Genomic DNA, 19,607 nt, shown 5'->3' on the forward strand with positions numbered 1-19,607 from the left:
ACTGATCTGCTGACGGCGGCGTTGCGTCCCTACGCCCGGTTTGGAGTACGCCTTGGCTTGGAACCAATCCAAGCGCTGCTGAGTGCCTTGGGGTCTCCCCAGTTACAGGTGCCCTTGATCCACGTTGCGGGAACCAATGGCAAAGGCTCTGTGTGTGCCTATTTGGATAGTGTTTTACGCGCAGCGGGCTATCGAACGGGTCGTTATACTTCGCCCCATTTGTTGAGTTGGTGTGAGCGCATTTGTGTCAATGGCGACCCCATTCCCCCTGAAGTTTTTTTGAGCTTGATTCAGAAAATTGAAGCGGTATTGCCAGAGCTTGCTTATCCCCCCAGTCAGTTTGAAGTAGTCACAGCGGCGGCATGGCTTTATTTTGCGCAGCAGCAGGTGGATCTCGCAGTAGTGGAGGTGGGTTTGGGGGGACGCTTGGATGCAACGAATGTGTGTCAGCCCCCTTTGGTGAGTGTGATTACCTCCATTGGTTGGGATCACTGGCAGCGGCTGGGCAATAGCTTGGGGGCGATCGCGAGCGAAAAGGCCGGCATTCTCAAGCAGGGTGTACCCGCCGTCATTGGCCCTGTGCCGCCAGAAGCAAAGGCCGTGATTGCCCAGCGTTTAGAAGCTTTGGCGTGTCCAGCCCTCTGGCCAGAACCGGCGCAGTGGTGTGCCGATCGTGCTGGGTGGGCGACTTGGGGTGGCATCGAGTACCCTTTGCCCTTAGCCGGCGAGATGCAGTTGGTCAATTCAGCGATTGCGATCGCTACCCTACAACAGCTCCAATCTCAAGGCTGGCAAATTTCCCTAGCAGCACTTCAAGAGGGGATGGCACAAACCCGCTGGCCAGGACGACTGCAATGGTTAGATTGGCAAGGGCGAAAACTGCTCATTGATGGTGCCCACAATGCTCCTGCTGCCGCCTACCTAAGGCAATACGTGGATCAATTGGGCTGGACAGAGGTGACTTGGGTGGTGGGGATGCTGGCCAATAAGGATCATGAGGGGATTCTCAAACATCTACTGCGAGGGGGCGATCGCCTGTGGTTGGTGCCCGTACCGGATCACGCTAGCGCTGATTTAGAGCACTTGCAGGCACTTGCCCACACCTGTTGCCCTGAGTTAGGGGAGTGCCGACGTTTTAACGATGTGACCAAAGCACTCGATAGGGCGGGCGATCGCTGTGTCGTCTGTGGCTCCCTTTACTTGATTGCTCGCGTTTTGGGGGCGATCGCGGGCTATGCCGTCACAGTGGTGGATGCCTCTCAAGTGGGACTTGCAAAGACACAGCGCTTAGCGAAGGAACGAGGGGCTTCCACTATCACCGGTCAGAGCGATCTGCGGGATTTTGACCTCAGTGAAAACACCTAGGATGGAATTATTGCTATTTTTCATTTGCCGCCAGAACTGCGCCCCCTAGTCAACCAGCGCATCGTTAAGGCTCTCAAACCCCAAAGCCTATACCTCAGTGAAACCTACAGCAAGAAACAACTGGGGATGGGCCTAGGGGGGCTGCCTACCTTAGAAGTGCTCCACGATCTAGCAAGACAGAGCTGGCCGGTCTAGCGTGGCTCCACCCCGTTGAAACCCAGCGGGAGATTTATGAAGGCCAAGGCCATCGCGGGCGTGGCTGGGTGATCCAAACTGATTGGCTGCAAGTTCTGATCGTTAGGCCAAAGGTAGCTGCAGGGGTGAGGGTAAGATCATAAGTAAGGTTGTTTGATTGCTATGCCGCGGCGACGTACCCGTAGCCAAATCATTATTCTCGATGCTCTTAAAGCCAGTGGCCGATCACTCTCGGCGCAGGAACTTTTTTTGGAACTGCGGCAGCGGCAGACCCCCCTTGGCCTGGCAACCGTCTATCGCACTTTAGATCACTTGCGCATCAATGGTGAGGTGCAAACACGCTCCTTACCCAGCGGGGAACTGGTCTATAGCTTGGTACAGCAGGATCAGCACTATCTCACCTGTTTGCAGTGTGGGACATCGGTGAAAATCGATCGCTGTCCGGTGCAGCATTTAGAAACGGAACTACAAGAGTCCTATCAGTTCGAGATTTTCTACCATACCCTTGAGTTTTTTGGCCTCTGTGCCAACTGCCAAATGCTGGCACAACGCTAAAGCAGTATTCTGGATTAGGCGCATCTTCAGGAAGCAGAATGTGATTGAATTTGCCAACTGTGCTTGGACGCGGGCGATCGCCCAAAGCTGGGAGAATCCCTACCGCGTTCGCTACGCCAGCAATCTGGATGATGGCCCATGGCATGGAATGCCCCTCGGTGGTTTTGGCGCCGGCTGCATTGGCCGTTCCCCCGCCGGGGACTTTAACCTCTGGCACCTTGATGGCGGAGAGCACCTCTTTGGCACCCTACCCGCCTGTCAATTTAGTCTTTTTGAGCAGGGAGAGCAGACACAGGCCTACGCCCTAGGAACGCCCCCCACCGATGGCCGCCTCAGCAGTTGGCAATGGTACCCCGCCGGTCAAGGCCTCTACGCCGCCCGCTATCCCCGTAGTTGGTTTGTCTATGAGGGGGTCTTTAGCGCCCAGATTACCTGCGAACAGTTTTCACCGATTCTGCCCCACAACTACCAAGAAACCAGTTACCCTGTGGCGGTGTTTCTATGGACGTTCACCAATCCCACGGATCGGCTCCTCACCCTGAGCTTGATGTTTTCGTGGCAAAACACGGTCGGTTGGTTTTGCAATACTACCCCTTCCTCCGCCATTGAGATCCGCGACGATGGCAGCCCCGTCTATACCTACACCCCCCGCTGGCGTCAAAGTGAGGGCAACTTTAATGAACTGATTCAAACGGAGTGCTATCAAGGTTGGCGACTGCGCCATACCCCCCACCCCAACCCACCCCAAGAGGGCGATGGCGAATGGGCAGCGCTGATTCCGACAGGTCTTGGTGAATTCTTTGGCTGTAGTCGCTGGCAGCCAGAGGGGGATGGGGCAGAACTGTGGCAACCGTTTTCTAAGGATGGTTCCCTGCCCTTTGTCAATGATCCGACCCCCGCAACGGCAGGAGAACAGGTGGCTGCCGCCTTTGCCCTGCGCTTTTCCTTAGCAGCCGGAGAAACCAAACAAATTCCCGTGGTCTTGGCGTGGGACTTTCCCGTAACTGAGTTTGGCAAAGGGGTGATCTATTACCGTCGCTACACGGATTTTTGCGATCGCCACGGCACAAATGCCGTCACCCTTGCCGCTAGGGGTCTTGCCGCCTATGCCACATGGCAAGCGCAGATTCGGGCTTGGCAGGAACCCCTCCTCACGCACCCCGATTGGCCCGACTGGTTCAAGATGGCTCTCTGTAATGAGCTGTATGTGCTCAGTAGTGGCGGGAGTCTGTGGAGTGCGGCCAGCGATCGCGATCCTGTGGGGCAGTTTGCCGTCTTAGAATGCCTTGACTACCGCTGGTATGAAAGCCTCGATGTGCGGCTGTACGGCTCTTTTGCCCTTCTGCAACTGTGGCCGGAGCTAGAAAAATCCGTGATGCGTGCCTTTGCGCGGGCAATTCCCACAGCAGATCCAACCCTGAGGATCATCGGCTACTTCTATCGCGGTGATCCGGAAACCGCCTACAAAGCACCCCGCAAACTGGCCAATGCCGTTCCCCACGACCTCGGCGCCCCCAACGAGCACCCTTGGGAAAAGACCAACTACACGGCCTACCAAGACTGCAACCTCTGGAAGGACTTGGCCTCAGACTTTGTTCTTTTGGTCTATCGCGACTTTTTGTTTAGCGGAGGAACGGATCTCGATTTTGCCCGTGAGTGCTGGCCGGCCGTGGTAGCGGCTTTGGCCTACTTGAAACAATTCGACCGCGATGGCGATGGCCTGCCGGAAAATGGCGGTGCTCCGGATCAAACCTATGACGATTGGAAATTGCAGGGGGTGAGTGCCTACTGTGGTGGCTTGTGGTTAGCTGCCCTAGAGGCGGCGATCGCCCTCGGCACGATTCTCCAAGAACCGCAGGTGGAGACCTACCGTCAGTGGCTGAATCAAGCTCGCCCCCGCTACCATCAACTGCTGTGGAATGGCGAGTACTATCGTCTCGATACGGGCAGCGGCTCGGAGGTCGTCATGGCGGATCAGCTGTGTGGTCAATTCTACGCTCGGCTTTTAGGCCTTGAGGATATTGTGCCGCCGCCCTGTTGCGATCGCGCCCTGCGGAAAATTTACGACACCTGCTTTCTCAAGTTTCAGAACGGCCAATTGGGTGCTGCCAATGGCCTATTGCCCAACGGTCAACCCGAAAACCCCAACGCCACCCATCCCCTCGAAGTCTGGATCGGGATTAACTTTGGCTTGGCCGCCTTTTTGTGGCAGCGGGGAATGACCCACGAAGCATGGCGCTTAGCTGAGGTGGTAGTACGCCAAATCTATGAGAATGGCCTGCAATTTCGTACCCCAGAGGCGATCACGGCCAATGGTACCTTCCGTGCCTCTATGTACCTGCGCCCCCTAGCAATCTGGGCACTGGCACTGGTGAGCCGGGGATCACAACTCAATTAAAATTTTTGTAGCTTAGTTTACACTGCTTCGCTTTATGAACCCCTCACAATGGTGACCAATGGTCTGCCCGTTTATGATAGGGGGTAGCGCGTCCACAGCCATTTCTTTAGATCACCTATGGATAACCTCAGCCAACGTTACCTACGTCTGTGCCAAGCCTATACCCAACTGGCAGAACGCTATACCAAACTCGATATTGACCACATGACGCTACGGGAAAAGCTCGTCCCTTTTCTGATGGCGTTCAAATATTACAAGCAAATGACAGAGCAGCTTGCTGCCGAAAAAGAGGCCATGCAGCGGGAACTCAATGACTTGCGCGATCGCTACCAGCTTCTCGTCAGTCAAAACGGCAGTGCTCCCGTTCACGAAGAACTCCTCAGTGCCCTTGCCGAGGCCGAGGAACAAATGGAGCTGATCGAGGAAACCCTAAGGGAGCAGGAGGCCGACCCCGACCCCAACCTGCTGCCTGTTGAAAAGCAGCTGCTGGAAGAATACACCAAGGGGAGTGGTGACTTTCAAGCCCTGCTGCCGCAATCGTCGAGTCACCCCGAGGTGACTGCCTAGATGCTCTGGCCGGCCAGTGAGGAATTTGTTGCCCTCTGTCGCACCCAGTTGGAACTTATTGTCAACAGTTTGGGAGCCTCTTCACTGGCGGTTTATCTGAGCGAAACCCTCAATGACTCCCCCTCGTGGTCTCCTGTTGCTGTTTATCCCGAGGCGGCAGCCTCCCTAGGCTTTCCGGCTCCTCCACCCCTACCACCGCCCACCCAAGCGCCGGCGACTCCTTTAAGCCATCCCCCTCAACAGGTGGTGTCGTCCTTGGCCCATCAACTGATCCTGCCCCTGATGTACCAAAATTGGGTCTTGGGGGTACTGGTGGCACAACGGCAGCAGCGGCCTTGGCTGGCGGCAGAGCAGGTTCAACTGCAACAGGTGGCTCAAACACTGGCGATCGCCTGCGTCTTGGATCAACGGCAACAGTGGCTTAGCCACTCCCCATCTAGCCTGCCGGCGCAACAGCAGCAACGCTTTGACGATCTGCTCCATCAACTGCGCAATCCCGTGGCCGCCATTCGCACGTTTGTTAAGCTCCTGCTTAAGCGGTTGGAACCCGATCACCAAGGGCGCCCTCTTGCGGAGGGGATCGCGCGGGAAACAGAGCGGCTCATGACATTGTTGGAGGACTGTCGCCAACAGCACAAGGATGTTCCCCCCCTCCCGGGCAGCCAACCTCTGCCTCTTGCCGGTAAACCCCTAGACTTGGCCGAAGCCCTCTCCCCCTTGATCACTGCCGCCCAAGCCCGCGCGGAAATGGAGGGCAAAACCTTTGTGGTGGAGATGCCGCGTCAACTGCCCCCGATCTGGCTGGAGGCACGGGTGCTTCAGGAGGTCGTCGGTAATCTGCTGGATAATGCCTTTAAGTACACCCCGCCAGGGGGCACGATTGGGCTGCGCCTGACGCTTACGCCCCCCGATTTAGAATTAACAGTTTGGGACACCGGCTGTGGGATTCCTAAGGAGGTGCAGTCGCGCCTCTTTGAACGGGGGTATCGCGGCATTCAAGCCGATGGCGAAATTGAGGGCAGCGGTCTAGGGTTGGCGATCGCCCAGGATTTGCTGCGTCCCTATGGTCTTAGCCTACAGGTCACCAGTCCCTACAGGGGCGATCGCGGTACCGCCTTTATGTTGACGATTCCTCTGCCAATGAAGGTAGAACGATGAGTGCTCTGAAACAGCGTCTGACAAAAATCAGCAGTCAAGGGCATCAGTTCTTGGTTTTGATCTTTGCCCTTCCCCTCTTGATCTCCACCACCACGGGAATTGCCCATCGCCTTGGGCGCAGTTGGTTGGGGCTATCTAAGGACTTTGGGCGGGCGATGATGACCCTCCATGAAGGCCGCTATCTGGGGGAATGGGGCGTGCCGCTGTATGTGTTGGTCATCGGTCTTGGCCTGCTGGGAATCATTGCCACCGGCTTGGGTCTGTTGTGGGGGCGATCGCTCCCGGCGCAGTGGTCGGCACGGCGGTTGCATCATCTTTTGGCTGCCGTTGCCGCATTGCCCTTGCTCGTGAGTGCCACCACAGGCATGGCCTATCGCCTTGGGCGCAACTGGTTTGGCCTCTCCAAAGAAGAGGCGGCGATTTTCCTAAGCCTGCATCAGGGAACCTATTGGGGGGAAGTGGGGCGTCCCTTCTACGTTCTCTTGGTGGGGCTAAGTTTGCTGACACTTCTGGGGACGGGACTCTCGATGCTGCCGATTCTACGACGGCTGCCCCACTGGCGTCCTAGGATCACCCCAGAGACCTAGCTGCCAAATGTTACAAACTATGAGCAAGCGTTGCCAAAGGGAAGCGCCTATGGGGTAATAAATACAGCACTTGATCGCAACTGTTATTCCCTAAAGGAGTTGTTCATGGCGCTGACCGATACCCAAGTTTACGTTGCCCTTGTGATTGCACTGCTGCCTGCGGTGCTGGCATTTCGGCTGTCCACTGAGTTGTACAAGTAGTTGCACCTGTTATCGCTAACTGGCTGCATCACTTCATTTCGCCAACCTAAAATTTATGAGGCGGTTCCCAATGTTGTTGGTTAGAGAAGGGGGCTGCTTTTTTCTTTTTATACTGATAGACAAATCGCCGTTCACGGTTGAGTCATGGCTCACTCTCCTCGTAAAATTCCCGCGATCGCCTGGGAAGCCGCTGCCAAAATTACGGTGAATCTGGTGCTGCTTGCCTTTGGCCTTGGGGCGATCGCCAAGCTGGTGCCCTATCAGCTCACTCAACTGCAAAAACTCCATGCCCTCGAAGCCGAAGTGGCGCAACTGGAGGCGCGCGTCCAAGAATTGCAACGGGAACTGGAGCGCGATCGCCGGCCCCAAGCCCGGCAGCGCATTGCCCAAGAGGAAGCCAATTTAATTGCTGCCAATCAGCGGCGGATCATCTGGGTACAACCTAAAAACCCGAAGCAAGAACCTGACTAAAACAAGGCCAAGACCAAACCACAGACACCACAGAGGGCGGCACTCAGGGAAGCATAGGTCATTTTCCGTTTTTGTTGTTTATACTGCTGGGTAAGCTGATCCTCAACACTCAGGGAAATGATGAATTTTTGGCTCCTGCTTTGCGGCTTTTGCAGGCGGAGAACACCCCCTTGATCCGAGGCCATGCCCACCACGGCAACAGGTTGCCCCAAGGGCAGCACCCACTCCTGATAGCGATAGCCGAGCGTTGTAGTACTACCAAAGCGCCAATTTAATGACAAAAACCCCAAGGAGAAGGCAAAGGAATGGGGTTTATCTGTTGGTCGCAGTTCGTCTAAGACCTGCACCGCTTCAATGTCAGCGCCGAGAGGGTTCACCTCAATTTCCCCCTGATGATCTCGCAGAAAAAATAGGGTTGACTGCTCATGGCGGCCAATGATTTCCGACTGGCGTTCTCGACGATTGCGGCGATCGCGACCCTCTTTTTCGTACTCGCGGCTGATAATTGTTTTGTAATAAACACAGGGAATGCGCTTGACTTCCGAGAGCAAGGGCTGAGACGTGGTCACTTGACCAACCACCTGCACGTACTCGCGCCAACTGCCACTACCAATTTCCTGTGCCACCCGTTGCTGGCATTGCTGTAACTCACGAATGGAGCTAGGGCTGGCCACCTTCATTCCCTTTAGCTTCAGCCGATAATAGCCCTCAAGGGCAAAGAGAAAGGCCGAACCCGTTAAACAAAGGTGCGCAAAAACCCCCATGGCTGCCGTTGAATCCCTCTGTGCTGACTTTAGAGAGAACTGTCTTAACTCAAGGATAATAAGCCAATGGTAAGGCCAAACAGGCCATCTACAATGAGCGTACTCAAGACAGCACCCATAAATCCCCACACGGGCAAGACCGAAGGATAGCCGCGACGAATCTGGGATTCAAAGAGGGGCAGCAAACCAATGAGAAGCAAACTTAGGCTCAAGAGAACTCCCCACACTTGGCCACTGAAGGTCTCCGCTTGAGCAATCGCCTGCGCCAGCATCTCCTGAACTGCAATGACATCCCCTTCGAGGTACATGATGGCTCGCCAATGGGGAATCACATCAATCAGGTAAAAATAGGCATCGGTGAAGGCGGTGCCCAGAAACGACCCGAAAAAAAAGAACACCCCCACCGGTTGCTGCCGCTGCCGTAGGTGCCAGAGCATGAGGGGAATAGGTAGCGCCTCAATGGGTAAGTGCCACAGGGGTTCCCAGCGCAACCACCCCCAGTACAGCGAACCTGCCCCCCAGCACCAACCAAATCCATAGAGCATCTCCCCCCAATAGCGGAAGTAGAGCTGGCGTTGGAGGTAGAGACCCAAGCCGAGGAGTAGCGGCGTCATACCTAAACTCAGCCAAGGCATCGTTCGCACGAGGGGCGCTTCAATAAAAACGGGAATCGACACCAAGAAGGCAGCAAAGCCAAAGAGGAACCACGCCGGCCGGGAGCCAAGGCGCAGCGAGGGGAAAACAGAGGGGGAAGTCAGCGCAGTCAAGGGAATATCGGAAATTGTTAACTTTTATTTCTTTCCTTAAGGTATCACAGGCGGGAACCGCGGGGGCGGGGCGATCGCCGCCGGGATTGGGAACGCGCCTGGCGCCGCAGGGTCTGCGACAGATCAACAAAAACATCCCGCTGCAAGATCGGATAGGTGCCTACCCACAGACGATGGCGGGGTAAGAAGACTTCTGAAATCAGCTCAATCTCGGCCAAATCAGGACGGCGGGAGAGAACCAGCATTTCCGCTGCATCGCCGGGGCGAATGACGCGGTATTGACGCAGCAACTTGGCACGCACTCTGGTTTCAAAGCCACTTTGATCGCCAATCTCCAGATTCAAGCAGCGCTCACGGTTCTCGATGATCACCAGTTCTCCCTTGTCGTTAACAGTTTCCTCTTTGCCGATTAACTCTTCGCTGACATAGACATCCAAGACGCGCCCGCGCCAAAAGCCCCCATAGGGAAACCGCCGATGGCGACGATTGCGGAATGTGGCCAATACCGCCGGTGCCCAGAGCCAATAGAGACCGGCAATGAGTCCTAAAACCAGTTGGGTGCTATCTCCCACAAAGTTCAAACCAAAGGCAACCAGGGCCACCGCCACCACGGAGAAGGTTAAGCGCCGCAGAAAGTCCTGCAGCTTGCCCCAGACATAGGCATACTGGGAACCCGTGGCCACCAGCGGCACCAATTGGCGGACTTTCTCTTGGGTGAGGGGAATGAGCACAATCGGTTAGGGGGTCGGCGTTGTCTCCAGGGTATTCGCCGCAGCCCGGGGCGGCCGGCGATCGCGCCACCAAGCAAGGAGGGTACTGGCAATAAAAATACTGGAATAGGTGCCCGTCGTGAAACCGATGATCAACGCCAAGGCAAAATAGCGCAGCGTGTCGCCGCCAAAGATAAAGATGGTTATCAAGGGCAGGAGCGTCGTGAGGGTGGTATTGAGGGAGCGACCCAGGGTTTGCACAACCGCCTGATCCACCACCTCCTGAATGCCGAGGTTAGGATTCAGCTTTAGGGTTTCCCGCACGCGATCGTAGATGACCACCGTATCGTTCACCGAAAAGCCAATGATCGTTAGCAGCGCCACGATGAAAAGACTGTCAATTTCCACCCCCGCCACAAGTCCCAAAACGGCAAAGACCCCTGTGGTTACCAGCACATCATGGACAAGGGCAACAAGGGCAAAACAGGCATAGTCAAACTGGAAGCGCAGCGTGAGATAAATCGTAATGCCAATAAACGACACCAATAGCGCCAGCAGTCCCGATCGCAGGATTTCTGCCCCTAGGGTAGGGCCGACGGTTTCAATCTGCGTTTTCTGGGGGTCAAAGTCACCGATTTTCTGCCTGAGGGCATCCCGAAGACGGGTGCGCCGCTCCCCATCGAGGGGCACCGTGCGAATACTCACCCCGTAGCGATCGACAATTTGCAGGCTGCTGTTGCCCAATCCCTCTTGGTTGAGCACTTGACGCACCACATCAATTGCAATGGGCTGCGAGCAGGTTCCCATGGCACTACAGGCCAGTTCAAATTGCAGCCGCGTCCCCCCGATAAAATCCAAGCCCAACCGCAGGGGACTCCCGAGGGACGCCCAAGAGAGGGCCATGGCAACCAAGCCGGCGAGAATGACACCAAGGGATACCCCCCACCAGAGCGATCGCCGGCGATTGACCCTAAAGCTCATCGGAAGCTCTCCAGTTTTGGACAAAACCATTGTGGCTGACGCAGCCTAGGAATGCTAATGGCATAAAACAGGAACGTGCGACTACAGGTGAGGGCGGTAAACATACTAATGCCGATGCCGATGGCCAAAGTCACAGCAAAACCGCGCACAAATCCCGTTCCCAGGGCAAAGAGGGCCGCACAGGCAATGAGGGTGGTGACATTGCTGTCGAGAATACTGGCAAAGGCGCGATCAAACCCCGATTCAACGGCACGGTAGAGGGTTTTTCCGGCCCGCAACTCCTCACGGGTGCGCTCAAAAATCAGCACGTTGGCATCCACCGCCATGCCAATACTGAGGATAAAGCCGGCAATCCCCGGCAGGGTCAGCGTCACCCCAAACAGGAGAAACGCCGCATAGGTAAAGATGGCATAAAGCATCAATGCCATATCGGCAATCAATCCCGGCAGGCGATAGTAGGCCACCATAAAGATCAACACCAAGGCCAAGCCCGCCACACCGGCATAGAGGCTATCGCGAATGCTATCCTGACCCAAGGAGGCGCCCACCGTGCGGTTTTCCACCACCTCTAGGGGCACCGGCAGCGCCCCCCCTTGCAACTGAATCGCTAGATCATTGGCACTCTGGGCATTAAAGCCACCGGAAATTTCGGCACTGCCCCCTACGATCCCCGTTTCCGCATAGTCTACGGCTACCGTTGGCGCACTAATCAGGCGATCGTCAAGAAAAATCCCAAGACTGCGCCCCGTACCGGCAATTTCTTTTGTCAGCTGGGCAAAGAGTTCCGCCCCTTGGCTGTCAAAGCGAACGATGACGCTCCAGTTGGGGGAGCCGGGGGCGACGGGGCTGGCAAAGGCTTCCCGCAGCATTGCGCCTGTTAACTCCGAAGGCTGGAATAGGCTGGCGATCGCCTGCTGGCTTTTTTCAAGGGATTCCCGGTTTTTGGCCAGCTTTGCCTCAATTTCCTTGAGAGCCTCAGGATTGTTGGCGTTTTGCGCCTGCTCGGCCAACAGTTGAGCCTGCTCCAAAAGCAGTTGTGACTGAAGTTGTCGCTCGATGTTCAGTTGAGCCTCTGTGCCCGGCTTCTGGGAAGCAAAGCGCAGTTGTGCCGTCCCTTTGAGAACCCGCTCCGCCTGCTGGGGATCCGTTACCCCCGGCAATTGCACCAAGAGCTTGTCCTCCCCTGCCGTTTGCACCACTGCTTCGGCAACCCCCAGACCGTCAATCCGCCGCTGCACCACCCCTTGAACGGCCGTCAGCACTTGGGGAGTAATCTGCGGCACCTTGTCCGTGGTCTGCACCTGCAACGTCAGTTGGGCACCCCCCCGCAGATCTAACCCCAGTCGAGCCGGGGTGCGTACAATGACCCATGTGGCGGCCATCAGCAACACCACAATGGCAATCAGCCAGCCGCGATATTTGCCCATGGTTAAACCTGTCCTTGCACCAGCTTCTCTACTGCCGCCACAATCTGCGGCGGTTGCACGATGGTGAGATTCTCGAGGGTGCCGTTGTAGGGTGTGGGCACATCTTGGGAAGAAAGACGGATCACCGGCGCATCCAGCTCATCAAAGTAGCGCTCCATAATCGAAGCGGAAAGTTCGGCACCGATGCCCCCCGTTTTCATGCACTCTTCGACAATAAGCACGCGGTGGGTTTTACGAATTGAGGCCCCAATCGTCTCAAAGTCCAAGGGTTTCAGGGAAATCAGGTCAATCACTTCCGGGTCGTAGCCCTTTTTTTCTAGGGTTTTCACCGCCTGCAGCACATGGTGGCGCATCCGTGAGTAGGTCAAAATGGTAACCTCTTCCCCCCTGCGGACTATCTCAGCCTTATCTAGGGGCAGCAAGTATTCTTCTTCTGGCAAGTCTTCCTTGAGGTTGTAGAGGAGCACATGCTCAAAAAACAGCACCGGATTGGAATCGCGAATTGCCGACTTGAGCAAGCCCTTGGCGTTGTAGGGGGTGGAGCAGGCCACAATTTTTAAGCCCGGCACCGCTTGAAAGTAGGCTTCTAGCCGCTGGGAGTGCTCTGCTCCCAATTGGCGGCCGACACCGCCGGGACCGCGAATCACAAGCGGGATTTTGAAGTTGCCGCCCGAAGTATAGCGCAGCATCCCGGCATTGTTGGCAATTTGGTTGAAGGCCAAGAGCAAAAAGCCCATGTTCATGCCCTCGACAATGGGACGCAGGCCCGTCATTGCTGCCCCGATCGCCATCCCCGTAAAGCTGTTTTCGGCAATGGGGGTATCCAACAGGCGCAGTTCACCGTACTTTTTGTAGAGGTCTTTGGTCACTTTGTAGGAGCCGCCATAATGTCCCACGTCTTCCCCTAGCACAAATACGGTGGGATCCCGTTCCATTTCTTCATCAATGGCAGCCCGGAGGGCATTAAACATGAAGGTCTCGGCCATGGTTGCGCGGCATACACTCAATTAAGGACTATTTCCTAGGGTAGTTGAAACTGCACTGCTTGCGATCACGCTTATCAGACTCATTATTAAATGCAATCTTTTTTCAACTTCCCCTACGACCTCCTCGCCATAGACTACAGATCAAGGGAAAAATGCCCTGCTGCTGTTCTTGGAGTCTTTAACATGGCCACCTTGGCACGATCGCTGCCCGCCGATACCCGCAGTTTTCCAACCATTCAAGCCCACTTAGCGCAGGATCAGGTCATCATTCTGCCAATGGCCACAGTCTATAGCTTTGTTGTCAACGGCACAAGTCCGGGGGCGATCGCGAACCTGCGCGCTCTCAAGAACTTTAGCACCGAGCAACCGCTTGCCATTCTCACACGGGGCGATCGCGCGGCGGAAGTGGCAGACCTCTCCCCAGAGGCAAAAACAATGCTGGCCCACTTTCCCTACCCCGTCACCATGATTGTGAAGGGCAAACCCCATCTCGACCCCCAGATTATGCAGGGGTTTGATTGCGTCTATTTAGCTTGTCCAGATCGCTTTATTTACGATCTGGTGGGCGCTCTTCCCTTCTTTCTGGTGGCAGCCACGGTGAAAGTAGGCACCGAACTCATTGTCACCTTTGAAGATGCCCAGAAATACTACGGTGAGCACGTGCCCCTGATTGTGGATGGGGGGCGCTGTCTGTATGGGCGCAGGGGAACCCTTGTGGACTTTACCCTTGAATATCCCACCATCATGAACTTTGGCCCTGTGTCTGTGGACGATTTGCGACCCATATTGCCCAATATTATTTTGCCGTCCCATTTAATGAAATAGATATAATGATTGAGCCTTTTCGCATGAGGGGGGAATCACCATTTCTCAGCACTGCCGGTCTCTCCTAATTACAGGGGTGGATACCGCCGTGGGCAAAACAAGGATCACGCGGGCGCTGTGGTCTTATGCCCGTCGCTATCGCCCCCAAGAACGCTGGAGCATTTTCAAACCCCTGCAAAGCGGTACGGCGGTCGAAATCGGAGATGGGGACTACTACTGCCAAACGCTGCCTCTTGAACAAACCGCCGCCGAAGTGTGTCCCTTGAGTTTTGCAGCCCCCCTTGCGCCGCCCATTGCAGCCGAGCTGGAGCAGCGCCCGATTGACTTAGGGCCGGTGTGGCAGACTTATCGGCAGCTTCAGGAACGGTTCGATTATCTTTTAGTTGAAGGGATTGGGGGGCTGGGGTCGCCCATTACTTGGGAGTGGACGGTGGCCGATCTGGCAGCGGCTTGGAAGCTGCCCATCGTCTTGGTGGCAACGGTGCGCTTGGGGGCGATCGCTCAGATTGTGGCCAATATTGCCTTGGCGCGGCAGTACCAGCTGGACATTCGCGGTCTAATTCTCAACTGTGTCACCCCCTGTAGCGACACGGAGATTGACCAGTGGACGCCTCCCGAATTTCTCAGGCGTTTTACCCAAGTGCCCGTGCTGGGGGTGCTGCCCTGGGGTCAACACTCCAATGAGGAGTTAGCGGAAATAGTGGCTGAATGGCCGCTGGATCTGCTTTGGCGTTGAGGACGGTGAGAGAAGCAATTAAAACAGCAAACAACGCGGCAAATTTTGGGTAGCTTGGGGAATCTGGAACGCTAAGGGGTGTAGGTTTGTTAAAGGGCAAGAGCTGGGGCGATCGCGGCTGAATCACGGTGTAGAGCAGAAGTGTTGAATCCTGCAACAAAACTTAACATTTCAAGAGGCAAGGAACATCGCCGACTGAGTTCTAGTTGCAAATCATCGTAACTTATCTAACAGTTTTCTCCCAAAGGATACAGGAATATCTACTAGCTCTAAAAGCACTCTGGATTTCGTGTCTTATTCGCTGACTGATTGAGCCGATAAAACAAGGCTCTCATGCTGTTCAAGCTCGCGTCGAGAACATACGTCAGCCAGATTTGAACAGTAGTTGGGAGTTCAACACAGGAGAGTCGCAAGGGCTGAGACCCTTGAGGATAGACTTGACAATCGCTGCAAAAGATGACATAGTAAGCTGACACTTTTTCTATTCTTTAAGGGAAGAATACGATATTTCTTCCCTTGTTTCTACCCCTTCAAACTGTCGTTCAACACTTCTGGCCAAACCGTTAGCCTGCAACCGGCACCCATGCCGCCAGAGCTATACCCCCCTCTCAACCTGAATAGGTTAGCGCTGCGGCGCCGGCACCACCGTTTCTCCGGTAAACCAACGCCCACAATGGCTAAGCCGCCCGTTAAAGACACGGCAGGTGCGATAGAAATTGTTGTGCAACAGTACCGTCTCTCCTGTGAACCAGCGACCACAATAGCTGAGGTGTCCGCTAAAAATGCGGCAGGTGCGATAGAAATTGTTATGCAACAGCACTGTCTCTCCCGTGAACCGGCGACCACAATAGCTCAGCTGTCCATTAAAAATGCGACAAACTCGATAGATGTGGCTGTGGGTCGTTTGAGTAGTGAGGGTCGGCACAGATTGATTCGGTTCCATCCCTATGAACAGGGTGGCAAGGAGCTGGGCAACCATCAAACTATCCCCAATTACGGAACAAGTACCACCTTCCCCTGCACCAAGCGCTGGCTAAGATAGCGATGGGCATCCGCTGCGGCACCGAGGGGAAAGGTTTTATCCACAACCACCTGTAGCTCGCCGCGATCCACAAGGGTGGCAACCTGCTCTAGGATTTTGCCCTGATGGGCAAGGGCATCCCTCAACCCCATGAGTTGCGGGGTCAGCATCAGCGTGAGTTGGATCAAGAGGTTGCGCTGGCGGGCAATTTTCCACGGCGTATCGGCGGCGGGTTCCAAGAGGGTGGCGAGGGTGCCATAGGGACGCGCCGCTTTGAAGGTTTCAGCAAAGGTTGGGCCGCCTACGGTGTCAAGCGCAAAGTCAACCCCCTTGCCTCCTGTCCAATCCAAGACCGCCTGCACCCAATCAGTGGTGGTGTAGTTAATGGCAAGGGTAGCTCCCAGACCTTCGGCAAAGCGGGCTTTGGCCGGGGAGCTAATGGTTGTAGCAACGGCTGCGCCCGATCGCCGGGCCAATTGAATGGCCAGATGCCCCACCCCGCCCGCCCCGGCGTGGATGAGAACGGTTTTTGCCGTGGAGAGGATATTCAGGGGGGGAACCCCGCCGCGATCGCCCAACGCTTCCCAAGCGGTAATCACAGCCAAGGGCAAGGCAGCCGCCTGAATAAACGAGAGGGATTGGGGTTTGTGGGCCACGGCCACTTCAGGGACAACGGTATATTCGGCATAACAGCCACCGCGATCGCCTAGCCCCCCGTAGCAGAAATAAACCTCATCCCCCACCTTGAACCGCTGTACCGCTGCCCCAACCGCCACGACCACCCCGGCTCCATCACAGCCGAGAATCGCAGGTCGGCGCTCCGGAAAAAACGTGCCCCGCTGGCGCAGCTTGGTATCAATGGGGTTGACACTGGCGGCCCGCAGTTGAATTTTTACTTCATCGGCAGCTTGAATTTCGGGTTCTGGAACCTCCCGCAGCACCAACACGTCGGGGTCACCGAATTCTGTAATGGCGATTGCTTTCATTTTGTTTTCAGGCGTCTCTCTAGGACGACAATAGCGGTTTCAGCACAGCTCCTATGCTACATGTTAAGATGTTGAGCCGCTGGCGATCTCCGTTCCACCATGAGCTTGCTCCAAGTTACCAATGTCTATGCTGGCTATATTCCCGATGTAGATATTTTGCGGGGTGTTAATTTTCGTCTTGAAGCCGGGGAGCTGGTGGCGGTCATTGGCCCCAACGGCGCCGGAAAATCCACATTGGCAAAAACAATCGCCGGCTTGCTCACTCCCCGCCTTGGCACAATTACCCTTGCCGCAGAGGATATTACCTACTTGCGTCCCAACCAAATTGTCAAAAAAGGAATTGGCTATGTACCGCAGATTGCCAATGTCTTTCGCACCCTAACGATTGAGGAAAATCTGGAGATGGGGGCCTTTACCAAAAGCGGCAACCTCAAGGCTCTCAAAGAGCGGGTCTATGACACCTTTCCCCGCTTGGCGGAGCGCCGTTGGCAACGGGCAGGAACCCTTTCGGGAGGCGAACGGCAGATGCTGGCCATGGGGCGCGCCATGATGCTCGATCCACAAATTATGGTCTTGGATGAACCGTCTGCGGCCCTCTCGCCGGCTCTGGTCAATGAGGTCTTTGCCAAAATCAAGGAGATTAATGCCCAAGGCACCGCAATTATTCTGGTGGAGCAAAATGCCCGCAAAGCCCTCGCCATGAGCGATCGCGGCTATGTGTTGGAAATGGGCAAAGACCGCTATGAAGGGCTGGGCAGCGAATTGCTCAATGACCCCAAAGTGGGGGAACTCTACCTCGGCATTGTACGGGCAGAGCCTTAGGGGGCAGGGCTAAAAATTGCCGTTTCCAGGGCAATCAGGCTTTTTTCCAGATCATCATTGACAATTTGCACATCAAATTCGGGGGCAGCGGCAATTTCCGTTTCCGCTTGGGCCAAGCGGCGGGCGATCGCCTCCTCACTGTCTTGGCCGCGGCAGCGCAGGCGCTGTTCGAGTTCCGCTAAAGAGGGCGGCAGAATGAAAATGTGACGCGCCTGGGGATAGGATTGGCGCACTTGGCGTGCCCCTTGCAGCTCAATTTCAAGGATGACGGTTTTTCCTTGGGCAATCAGCTGAAGCAGCGGTGCCCGCGGCGTACCGTAGTAGTGACCGGCAAACTCTGCCCATTCCAAAAGTTGCCCGGCGGCAATCATGCCCTTAAATTCTTCCACAGACACAAAATAGTAATCCACCCCTTCAACCTCCGTCGGGCGCGGTGGACGAGTGGTCGCCGAAACCGAAAGAGCCAGTTCGGGATGTCGCTGCCGCAGGTGGCGTAGGAGCGTTCCTTTACCGACACCACTAGGGCCGGTAATTACAATCAGTTGTCCGGGCCGGGGCGTTGTGGTCATAACTGCACGGGGGGAAACTTTTTCATCCTACTGTGTTTGCTCAGCGTTTTATCATGAAGGCAGCGTGGTTGAGGAATGACCGTGAAGATTCATTTGCCCGGTGAGAGTGAAAATGCCCGCATTGAAATGCTGCCCCTGATTGATGTGGTCTTTTGTATCCTCACGTTCTTTATCTTGGCGGCGGTGAGTCTAACGCGGCAGCAGGCCATTACCTTGAATTTGCCCAAAGCCAGCACCGGTCAATCCCAGTCGCAAAAGATGCTGGTGGTCAGCATTGATCCGGCGGGCCAACTCTTTGTGGATAAAGACCCCGTCAACCGCAGTGAACTCTATGAACGCCTCGCCACCTATTTGAAAACGAATCCGCAAGGAATGGTGATTTTGCGGGCGTCACAGGTGGTCAGCTACAACGAGGTCATCCAAGTTTTAGATCTGCTGCGTTCGGTGGGGGGTAGCCGTGTTGCCCTTGCAACCCAACCGGTGGAAAAACCCGTGCTCAGCACAGAACCAACCCCTCTGCCCTCACCCCCGCTGAATCCTCAGTCCCCCACGACTCCAGCCCGATAGAGGGTTGACTAACAGTAACAGTGGAAACGCTTCCAAGCATTCCTGCGGCTCCGGCGGGTTTTCGCTCTGGCTTTGTGGCTTTGGTGGGGCGCCCGAATGTGGGCAAATCCACCCTCTTTAACCATCTTTTGGGGCAAAAGGTGGCCATTACCTCCCCCGTGGCGCAGACCACCCGCAATCGGCTCCGGGGCATCCTAACCACCGCCACGGCTCAATTCATCTTTGTGGATACCCCCGGCATCCATAAGCCCCACCATCGGCTGGGGGAAGTATTGGTGCACAATGCCAAGGGGGTGCTCAATCGGGTGGATGCAATTGTGTTTGTTGTAGATGCTGCCAGTCCGCCCGGTCGGGGCGATCGCTACGTGGCGGCTCTGCTGACCACAACTCAATCGCCGGTTCTAATGGCCATCAATAAAATTGACCTGCTGCCGGCAGAGAAACGGGCACAGCGGCAACAGGAATATCAGACCCTTGGCCCTTGGCCGAGCTATCCTTGCTCGGCGCTGACGGGAGAGGGGGTTCAGTTGCTGCAAGCGGCCATTGAAGAGCAGTTGCCCCCTGGCCCCTATTACTATCCACCAGAAATGGTGACCGATCAGCCGGAGCGCTTCATCATGGCGGAATTAATCCGCGAGCAAATTTTGCACCATACCCGCGAAGAAGTCCCCCATTCGGTGGCGGTCACGATTGAAATGGTGCAGCAGGAGCGCCATCTGACTCGTGTCCACGCGGTGATTTATGTCGAGCGTCCCACGCAAAAGGCCATCATCATCGGCCAAGGGGGTCAGCTGCTCAAACAAATCGGCAGCGCTGCTCGCCAAGAAATGGAAACCCTCATGGGTGGCAAGATTTATCTGGAACTGTTTGTGAAGGTACGTCCCCGCTGGCGACAGGATCGGTTGCGCTTGGCGGAGTTGGGCTATCGAATCGAGAAGGATTGAGGCAA

At 55.6% G+C, this 19,607-nt stretch carries 22 protein-coding genes; 13 read left to right on the top strand and 9 right to left on the bottom strand.

Annotation, left to right across the window (positions count from 1 at the left end):
• Positions 1-6 precede the first annotated feature (6 nt).
• The 8 genes from ACK4IR_RS03815 to ACK4IR_RS03850 all read left to right on the top strand — a co-directional run bounded on the left by ACK4IR_RS03815 (position 7) and on the right by ACK4IR_RS03850 (position 7,497).
• Complete coding sequence (locus ACK4IR_RS03815) at positions 7-1,365, top strand: bifunctional folylpolyglutamate synthase/dihydrofolate synthase (RefSeq protein WP_409872821.1); 1,359 nt, start codon at positions 7-9, stop codon at positions 1,363-1,365.
• A gap of 357 nt (positions 1,366-1,722) precedes the next feature.
• Entirely contained in the window at positions 1,723-2,115 is a 393-nt protein-coding gene (locus ACK4IR_RS03820; RefSeq protein ID WP_409872669.1) for a Fur family transcriptional regulator, read from the top strand.
• 40 nt (positions 2,116-2,155) lie between these two features.
• Positions 2,156-4,513: a GH116 family glycosyl hydrolase gene (locus ACK4IR_RS03825; protein WP_409872671.1), complete on the top strand. Its 2,358-nt coding sequence runs from the start codon at positions 2,156-2,158 to the stop codon at positions 4,511-4,513.
• Positions 4,514-4,630: 117 nt separating this feature from the next.
• A complete protein-coding gene (locus tag ACK4IR_RS03830) occupies positions 4,631-5,080 on the top strand; it encodes a hypothetical protein (RefSeq protein ID WP_409872672.1) in 450 nt (149 codons plus the stop codon).
• Entirely contained in the window at positions 5,081-6,238 is a 1,158-nt protein-coding gene (locus ACK4IR_RS03835; RefSeq protein ID WP_409872674.1) for an ATP-binding protein, read from the top strand.
• Positions 6,235-6,825: a PepSY domain-containing protein gene (locus ACK4IR_RS03840; protein WP_409872676.1), complete on the top strand. Its 591-nt coding sequence runs from the start codon at positions 6,235-6,237 to the stop codon at positions 6,823-6,825. The genes ACK4IR_RS03835 and ACK4IR_RS03840 overlap by 4 nt, the downstream gene beginning before the upstream one ends.
• 105 nt (positions 6,826-6,930) lie before the next feature.
• Positions 6,931-7,026: a photosystem I reaction center subunit XII gene (gene psaM / locus ACK4IR_RS03845; protein ID WP_011056052.1), complete on the top strand. Its 96-nt coding sequence runs from the start codon at positions 6,931-6,933 to the stop codon at positions 7,024-7,026.
• Positions 7,027-7,170: 144 nt separating this feature from the next.
• Positions 7,171-7,497 (top strand): hypothetical protein, encoded by a 327-nt coding sequence (locus ACK4IR_RS03850; protein ID WP_409872677.1) that lies wholly within the window; start codon positions 7,171-7,173, stop codon positions 7,495-7,497.
• Here the strand turns inward: ACK4IR_RS03850 and ACK4IR_RS03855 are convergent.
• The 6 genes from ACK4IR_RS03855 to ACK4IR_RS03880 are packed head-to-tail and all read right to left on the bottom strand — an operon-like array spanning position 7,494 to position 13,132.
• Positions 7,494-8,261, bottom strand: coding sequence for an E3 ubiquitin ligase family protein (locus tag ACK4IR_RS03855; protein WP_409872678.1), 768 nt, complete (start codon positions 8,259-8,261; stop codon positions 7,494-7,496). The two genes, ACK4IR_RS03850 and ACK4IR_RS03855, sit on opposite strands and share 4 nt — an antisense overlap.
• A gap of 44 nt (positions 8,262-8,305) precedes the next feature.
• On the bottom strand, positions 8,306-9,028 hold the full coding sequence (locus ACK4IR_RS03860) for a DUF3120 domain-containing protein (RefSeq protein WP_409872680.1): 723 nt from the start codon (positions 9,026-9,028) through the stop codon (positions 8,306-8,308).
• A 44-nt stretch (positions 9,029-9,072) separates the two neighbouring features.
• Complete coding sequence (locus ACK4IR_RS03865; RefSeq protein WP_409872682.1) at positions 9,073-9,759, bottom strand: phosphate ABC transporter permease; 687 nt, start codon at positions 9,757-9,759, stop codon at positions 9,073-9,075.
• A 6-nt stretch (positions 9,760-9,765) separates the two neighbouring features.
• Positions 9,766-10,719, bottom strand: coding sequence for a protein translocase subunit SecF (secF, locus tag ACK4IR_RS03870; RefSeq protein WP_409872684.1), 954 nt, complete (start codon positions 10,717-10,719; stop codon positions 9,766-9,768).
• Positions 10,716-12,146 carry a protein translocase subunit SecD gene (gene secD / locus ACK4IR_RS03875; RefSeq protein ID WP_409872685.1) on the bottom strand — a complete coding sequence of 477 codons (1,431 nt, stop codon included), beginning with the start codon at positions 12,144-12,146 and terminating at the stop codon, positions 10,716-10,718. The genes secF and secD overlap by 4 nt, the downstream gene beginning before the upstream one ends.
• A 2-nt stretch (positions 12,147-12,148) precedes the next feature.
• On the bottom strand, positions 12,149-13,132 hold the full coding sequence (locus ACK4IR_RS03880; protein ID WP_409872686.1) for an alpha-ketoacid dehydrogenase subunit beta: 984 nt from the start codon (positions 13,130-13,132) through the stop codon (positions 12,149-12,151).
• Between the two features lie 183 nt (positions 13,133-13,315).
• On the opposite strand from ACK4IR_RS03880, the gene ACK4IR_RS03885 reads away from it, so the two are divergent.
• Both ACK4IR_RS03885 and bioD read left to right on the top strand, forming a co-directional pair.
• Entirely contained in the window at positions 13,316-13,957 is a 642-nt protein-coding gene (locus ACK4IR_RS03885; RefSeq protein ID WP_409872688.1) for an L-threonylcarbamoyladenylate synthase, read from the top strand.
• A 67-nt stretch (positions 13,958-14,024) separates the two neighbouring features.
• Positions 14,025-14,693 carry a dethiobiotin synthase gene (bioD, locus tag ACK4IR_RS03890; protein ID WP_409872823.1) on the top strand — a complete coding sequence of 223 codons (669 nt, stop codon included), beginning with the start codon at positions 14,025-14,027 and terminating at the stop codon, positions 14,691-14,693.
• A 622-nt stretch (positions 14,694-15,315) separates the two neighbouring features.
• Here bioD and ACK4IR_RS03895 read toward each other — a convergent pair.
• Entirely contained in the window at positions 15,316-15,672 is a 357-nt protein-coding gene (locus ACK4IR_RS03895) for a hypothetical protein (RefSeq protein WP_409872690.1), read from the bottom strand.
• A gap of 14 nt (positions 15,673-15,686) precedes the next feature.
• Positions 15,687-16,700 carry a zinc-dependent alcohol dehydrogenase family protein gene (locus ACK4IR_RS03900; RefSeq protein ID WP_409872692.1) on the bottom strand — a complete coding sequence of 338 codons (1,014 nt, stop codon included), beginning with the start codon at positions 16,698-16,700 and terminating at the stop codon, positions 15,687-15,689.
• Between the two features lie 99 nt (positions 16,701-16,799).
• Here ACK4IR_RS03900 and ACK4IR_RS03905 point away from each other — a divergent pair, with 99 nt between their 5' ends.
• Positions 16,800-17,522, top strand: a complete 723-nt coding sequence (locus tag ACK4IR_RS03905; RefSeq protein WP_409872694.1) for an ABC transporter ATP-binding protein — start codon at positions 16,800-16,802, stop codon at positions 17,520-17,522.
• On the opposite strand, the gene gmk is transcribed toward ACK4IR_RS03905, so the two are convergent.
• Positions 17,519-18,091 (bottom strand): guanylate kinase, encoded by a 573-nt coding sequence (gene gmk, locus ACK4IR_RS03910; protein WP_409872696.1) that lies wholly within the window; start codon positions 18,089-18,091, stop codon positions 17,519-17,521. The genes ACK4IR_RS03905 and gmk overlap by 4 nt on opposite strands.
• 75 nt (positions 18,092-18,166) lie before the next feature.
• On the opposite strand from gmk, the gene ACK4IR_RS03915 reads away from it, so the two are divergent.
• Together ACK4IR_RS03915 and era are read left to right on the top strand one after the other, a co-directional pair.
• Positions 18,167-18,658: an ExbD/TolR family protein gene (locus ACK4IR_RS03915; protein ID WP_409872698.1), complete on the top strand. Its 492-nt coding sequence runs from the start codon at positions 18,167-18,169 to the stop codon at positions 18,656-18,658.
• Positions 18,659-18,678: 20 nt separating this feature from the next.
• Complete coding sequence (gene era, locus ACK4IR_RS03920) at positions 18,679-19,602, top strand: GTPase Era (RefSeq protein ID WP_409872700.1); 924 nt, start codon at positions 18,679-18,681, stop codon at positions 19,600-19,602.
• Positions 19,603-19,607 lie beyond the last annotated feature (5 nt).

This window comes from Thermosynechococcus sp., from assembly GCF_046299635.1.
Taxonomy (GTDB): Bacteria; Cyanobacteriota; Cyanobacteriia; order Thermosynechococcales; family Thermosynechococcaceae; genus Thermosynechococcus.

Excerpts from the sequence above, each read along its gene's own strand:
- ACK4IR_RS03820 (WP_409872669.1), top strand. The coding sequence starts at position 1,723 with ATGCCGCGGCGACGTACCCGTAGCCAAATCATTATTCTCGATGCTCTT.
- ACK4IR_RS03830 (WP_409872672.1), top strand. The coding sequence starts at position 4,631 with ATGGATAACCTCAGCCAACGTTACCTACGTCTGTGCCAAGCCTATACC.
- ACK4IR_RS03835 (WP_409872674.1), top strand. The coding sequence starts at position 5,081 with ATGCTCTGGCCGGCCAGTGAGGAATTTGTTGCCCTCTGTCGCACCCAG.
- ACK4IR_RS03840 (WP_409872676.1), top strand. The coding sequence starts at position 6,235 with ATGAGTGCTCTGAAACAGCGTCTGACAAAAATCAGCAGTCAAGGGCAT.
- psaM (WP_011056052.1), top strand. The coding sequence starts at position 6,931 with ATGGCGCTGACCGATACCCAAGTTTACGTTGCCCTTGTGATTGCACTG.
- ACK4IR_RS03850 (WP_409872677.1), top strand. The coding sequence starts at position 7,171 with ATGGCTCACTCTCCTCGTAAAATTCCCGCGATCGCCTGGGAAGCCGCT.
- ACK4IR_RS03855 (WP_409872678.1), bottom strand. The coding sequence starts at position 8,261 with ATGGGGGTTTTTGCGCACCTTTGTTTAACGGGTTCGGCCTTTCTCTTT.
- secF (WP_409872684.1), bottom strand. The coding sequence starts at position 10,719 with ATGAGCTTTAGGGTCAATCGCCGGCGATCGCTCTGGTGGGGGGTATCC.
- secD (WP_409872685.1), bottom strand. The coding sequence starts at position 12,146 with ATGGGCAAATATCGCGGCTGGCTGATTGCCATTGTGGTGTTGCTGATG.
- ACK4IR_RS03880 (WP_409872686.1), bottom strand. The coding sequence starts at position 13,132 with ATGGCCGAGACCTTCATGTTTAATGCCCTCCGGGCTGCCATTGATGAA.
- ACK4IR_RS03885 (WP_409872688.1), top strand. The coding sequence starts at position 13,316 with ATGGCCACCTTGGCACGATCGCTGCCCGCCGATACCCGCAGTTTTCCA.
- ACK4IR_RS03895 (WP_409872690.1), bottom strand. The coding sequence starts at position 15,672 with ATGGTTGCCCAGCTCCTTGCCACCCTGTTCATAGGGATGGAACCGAAT.
- ACK4IR_RS03900 (WP_409872692.1), bottom strand. The coding sequence starts at position 16,700 with ATGAAAGCAATCGCCATTACAGAATTCGGTGACCCCGACGTGTTGGTG.
- ACK4IR_RS03905 (WP_409872694.1), top strand. The coding sequence starts at position 16,800 with ATGAGCTTGCTCCAAGTTACCAATGTCTATGCTGGCTATATTCCCGAT.
- gmk (WP_409872696.1), bottom strand. The coding sequence starts at position 18,091 with ATGACCACAACGCCCCGGCCCGGACAACTGATTGTAATTACCGGCCCT.
- ACK4IR_RS03915 (WP_409872698.1), top strand. The coding sequence starts at position 18,167 with ATGACCGTGAAGATTCATTTGCCCGGTGAGAGTGAAAATGCCCGCATT.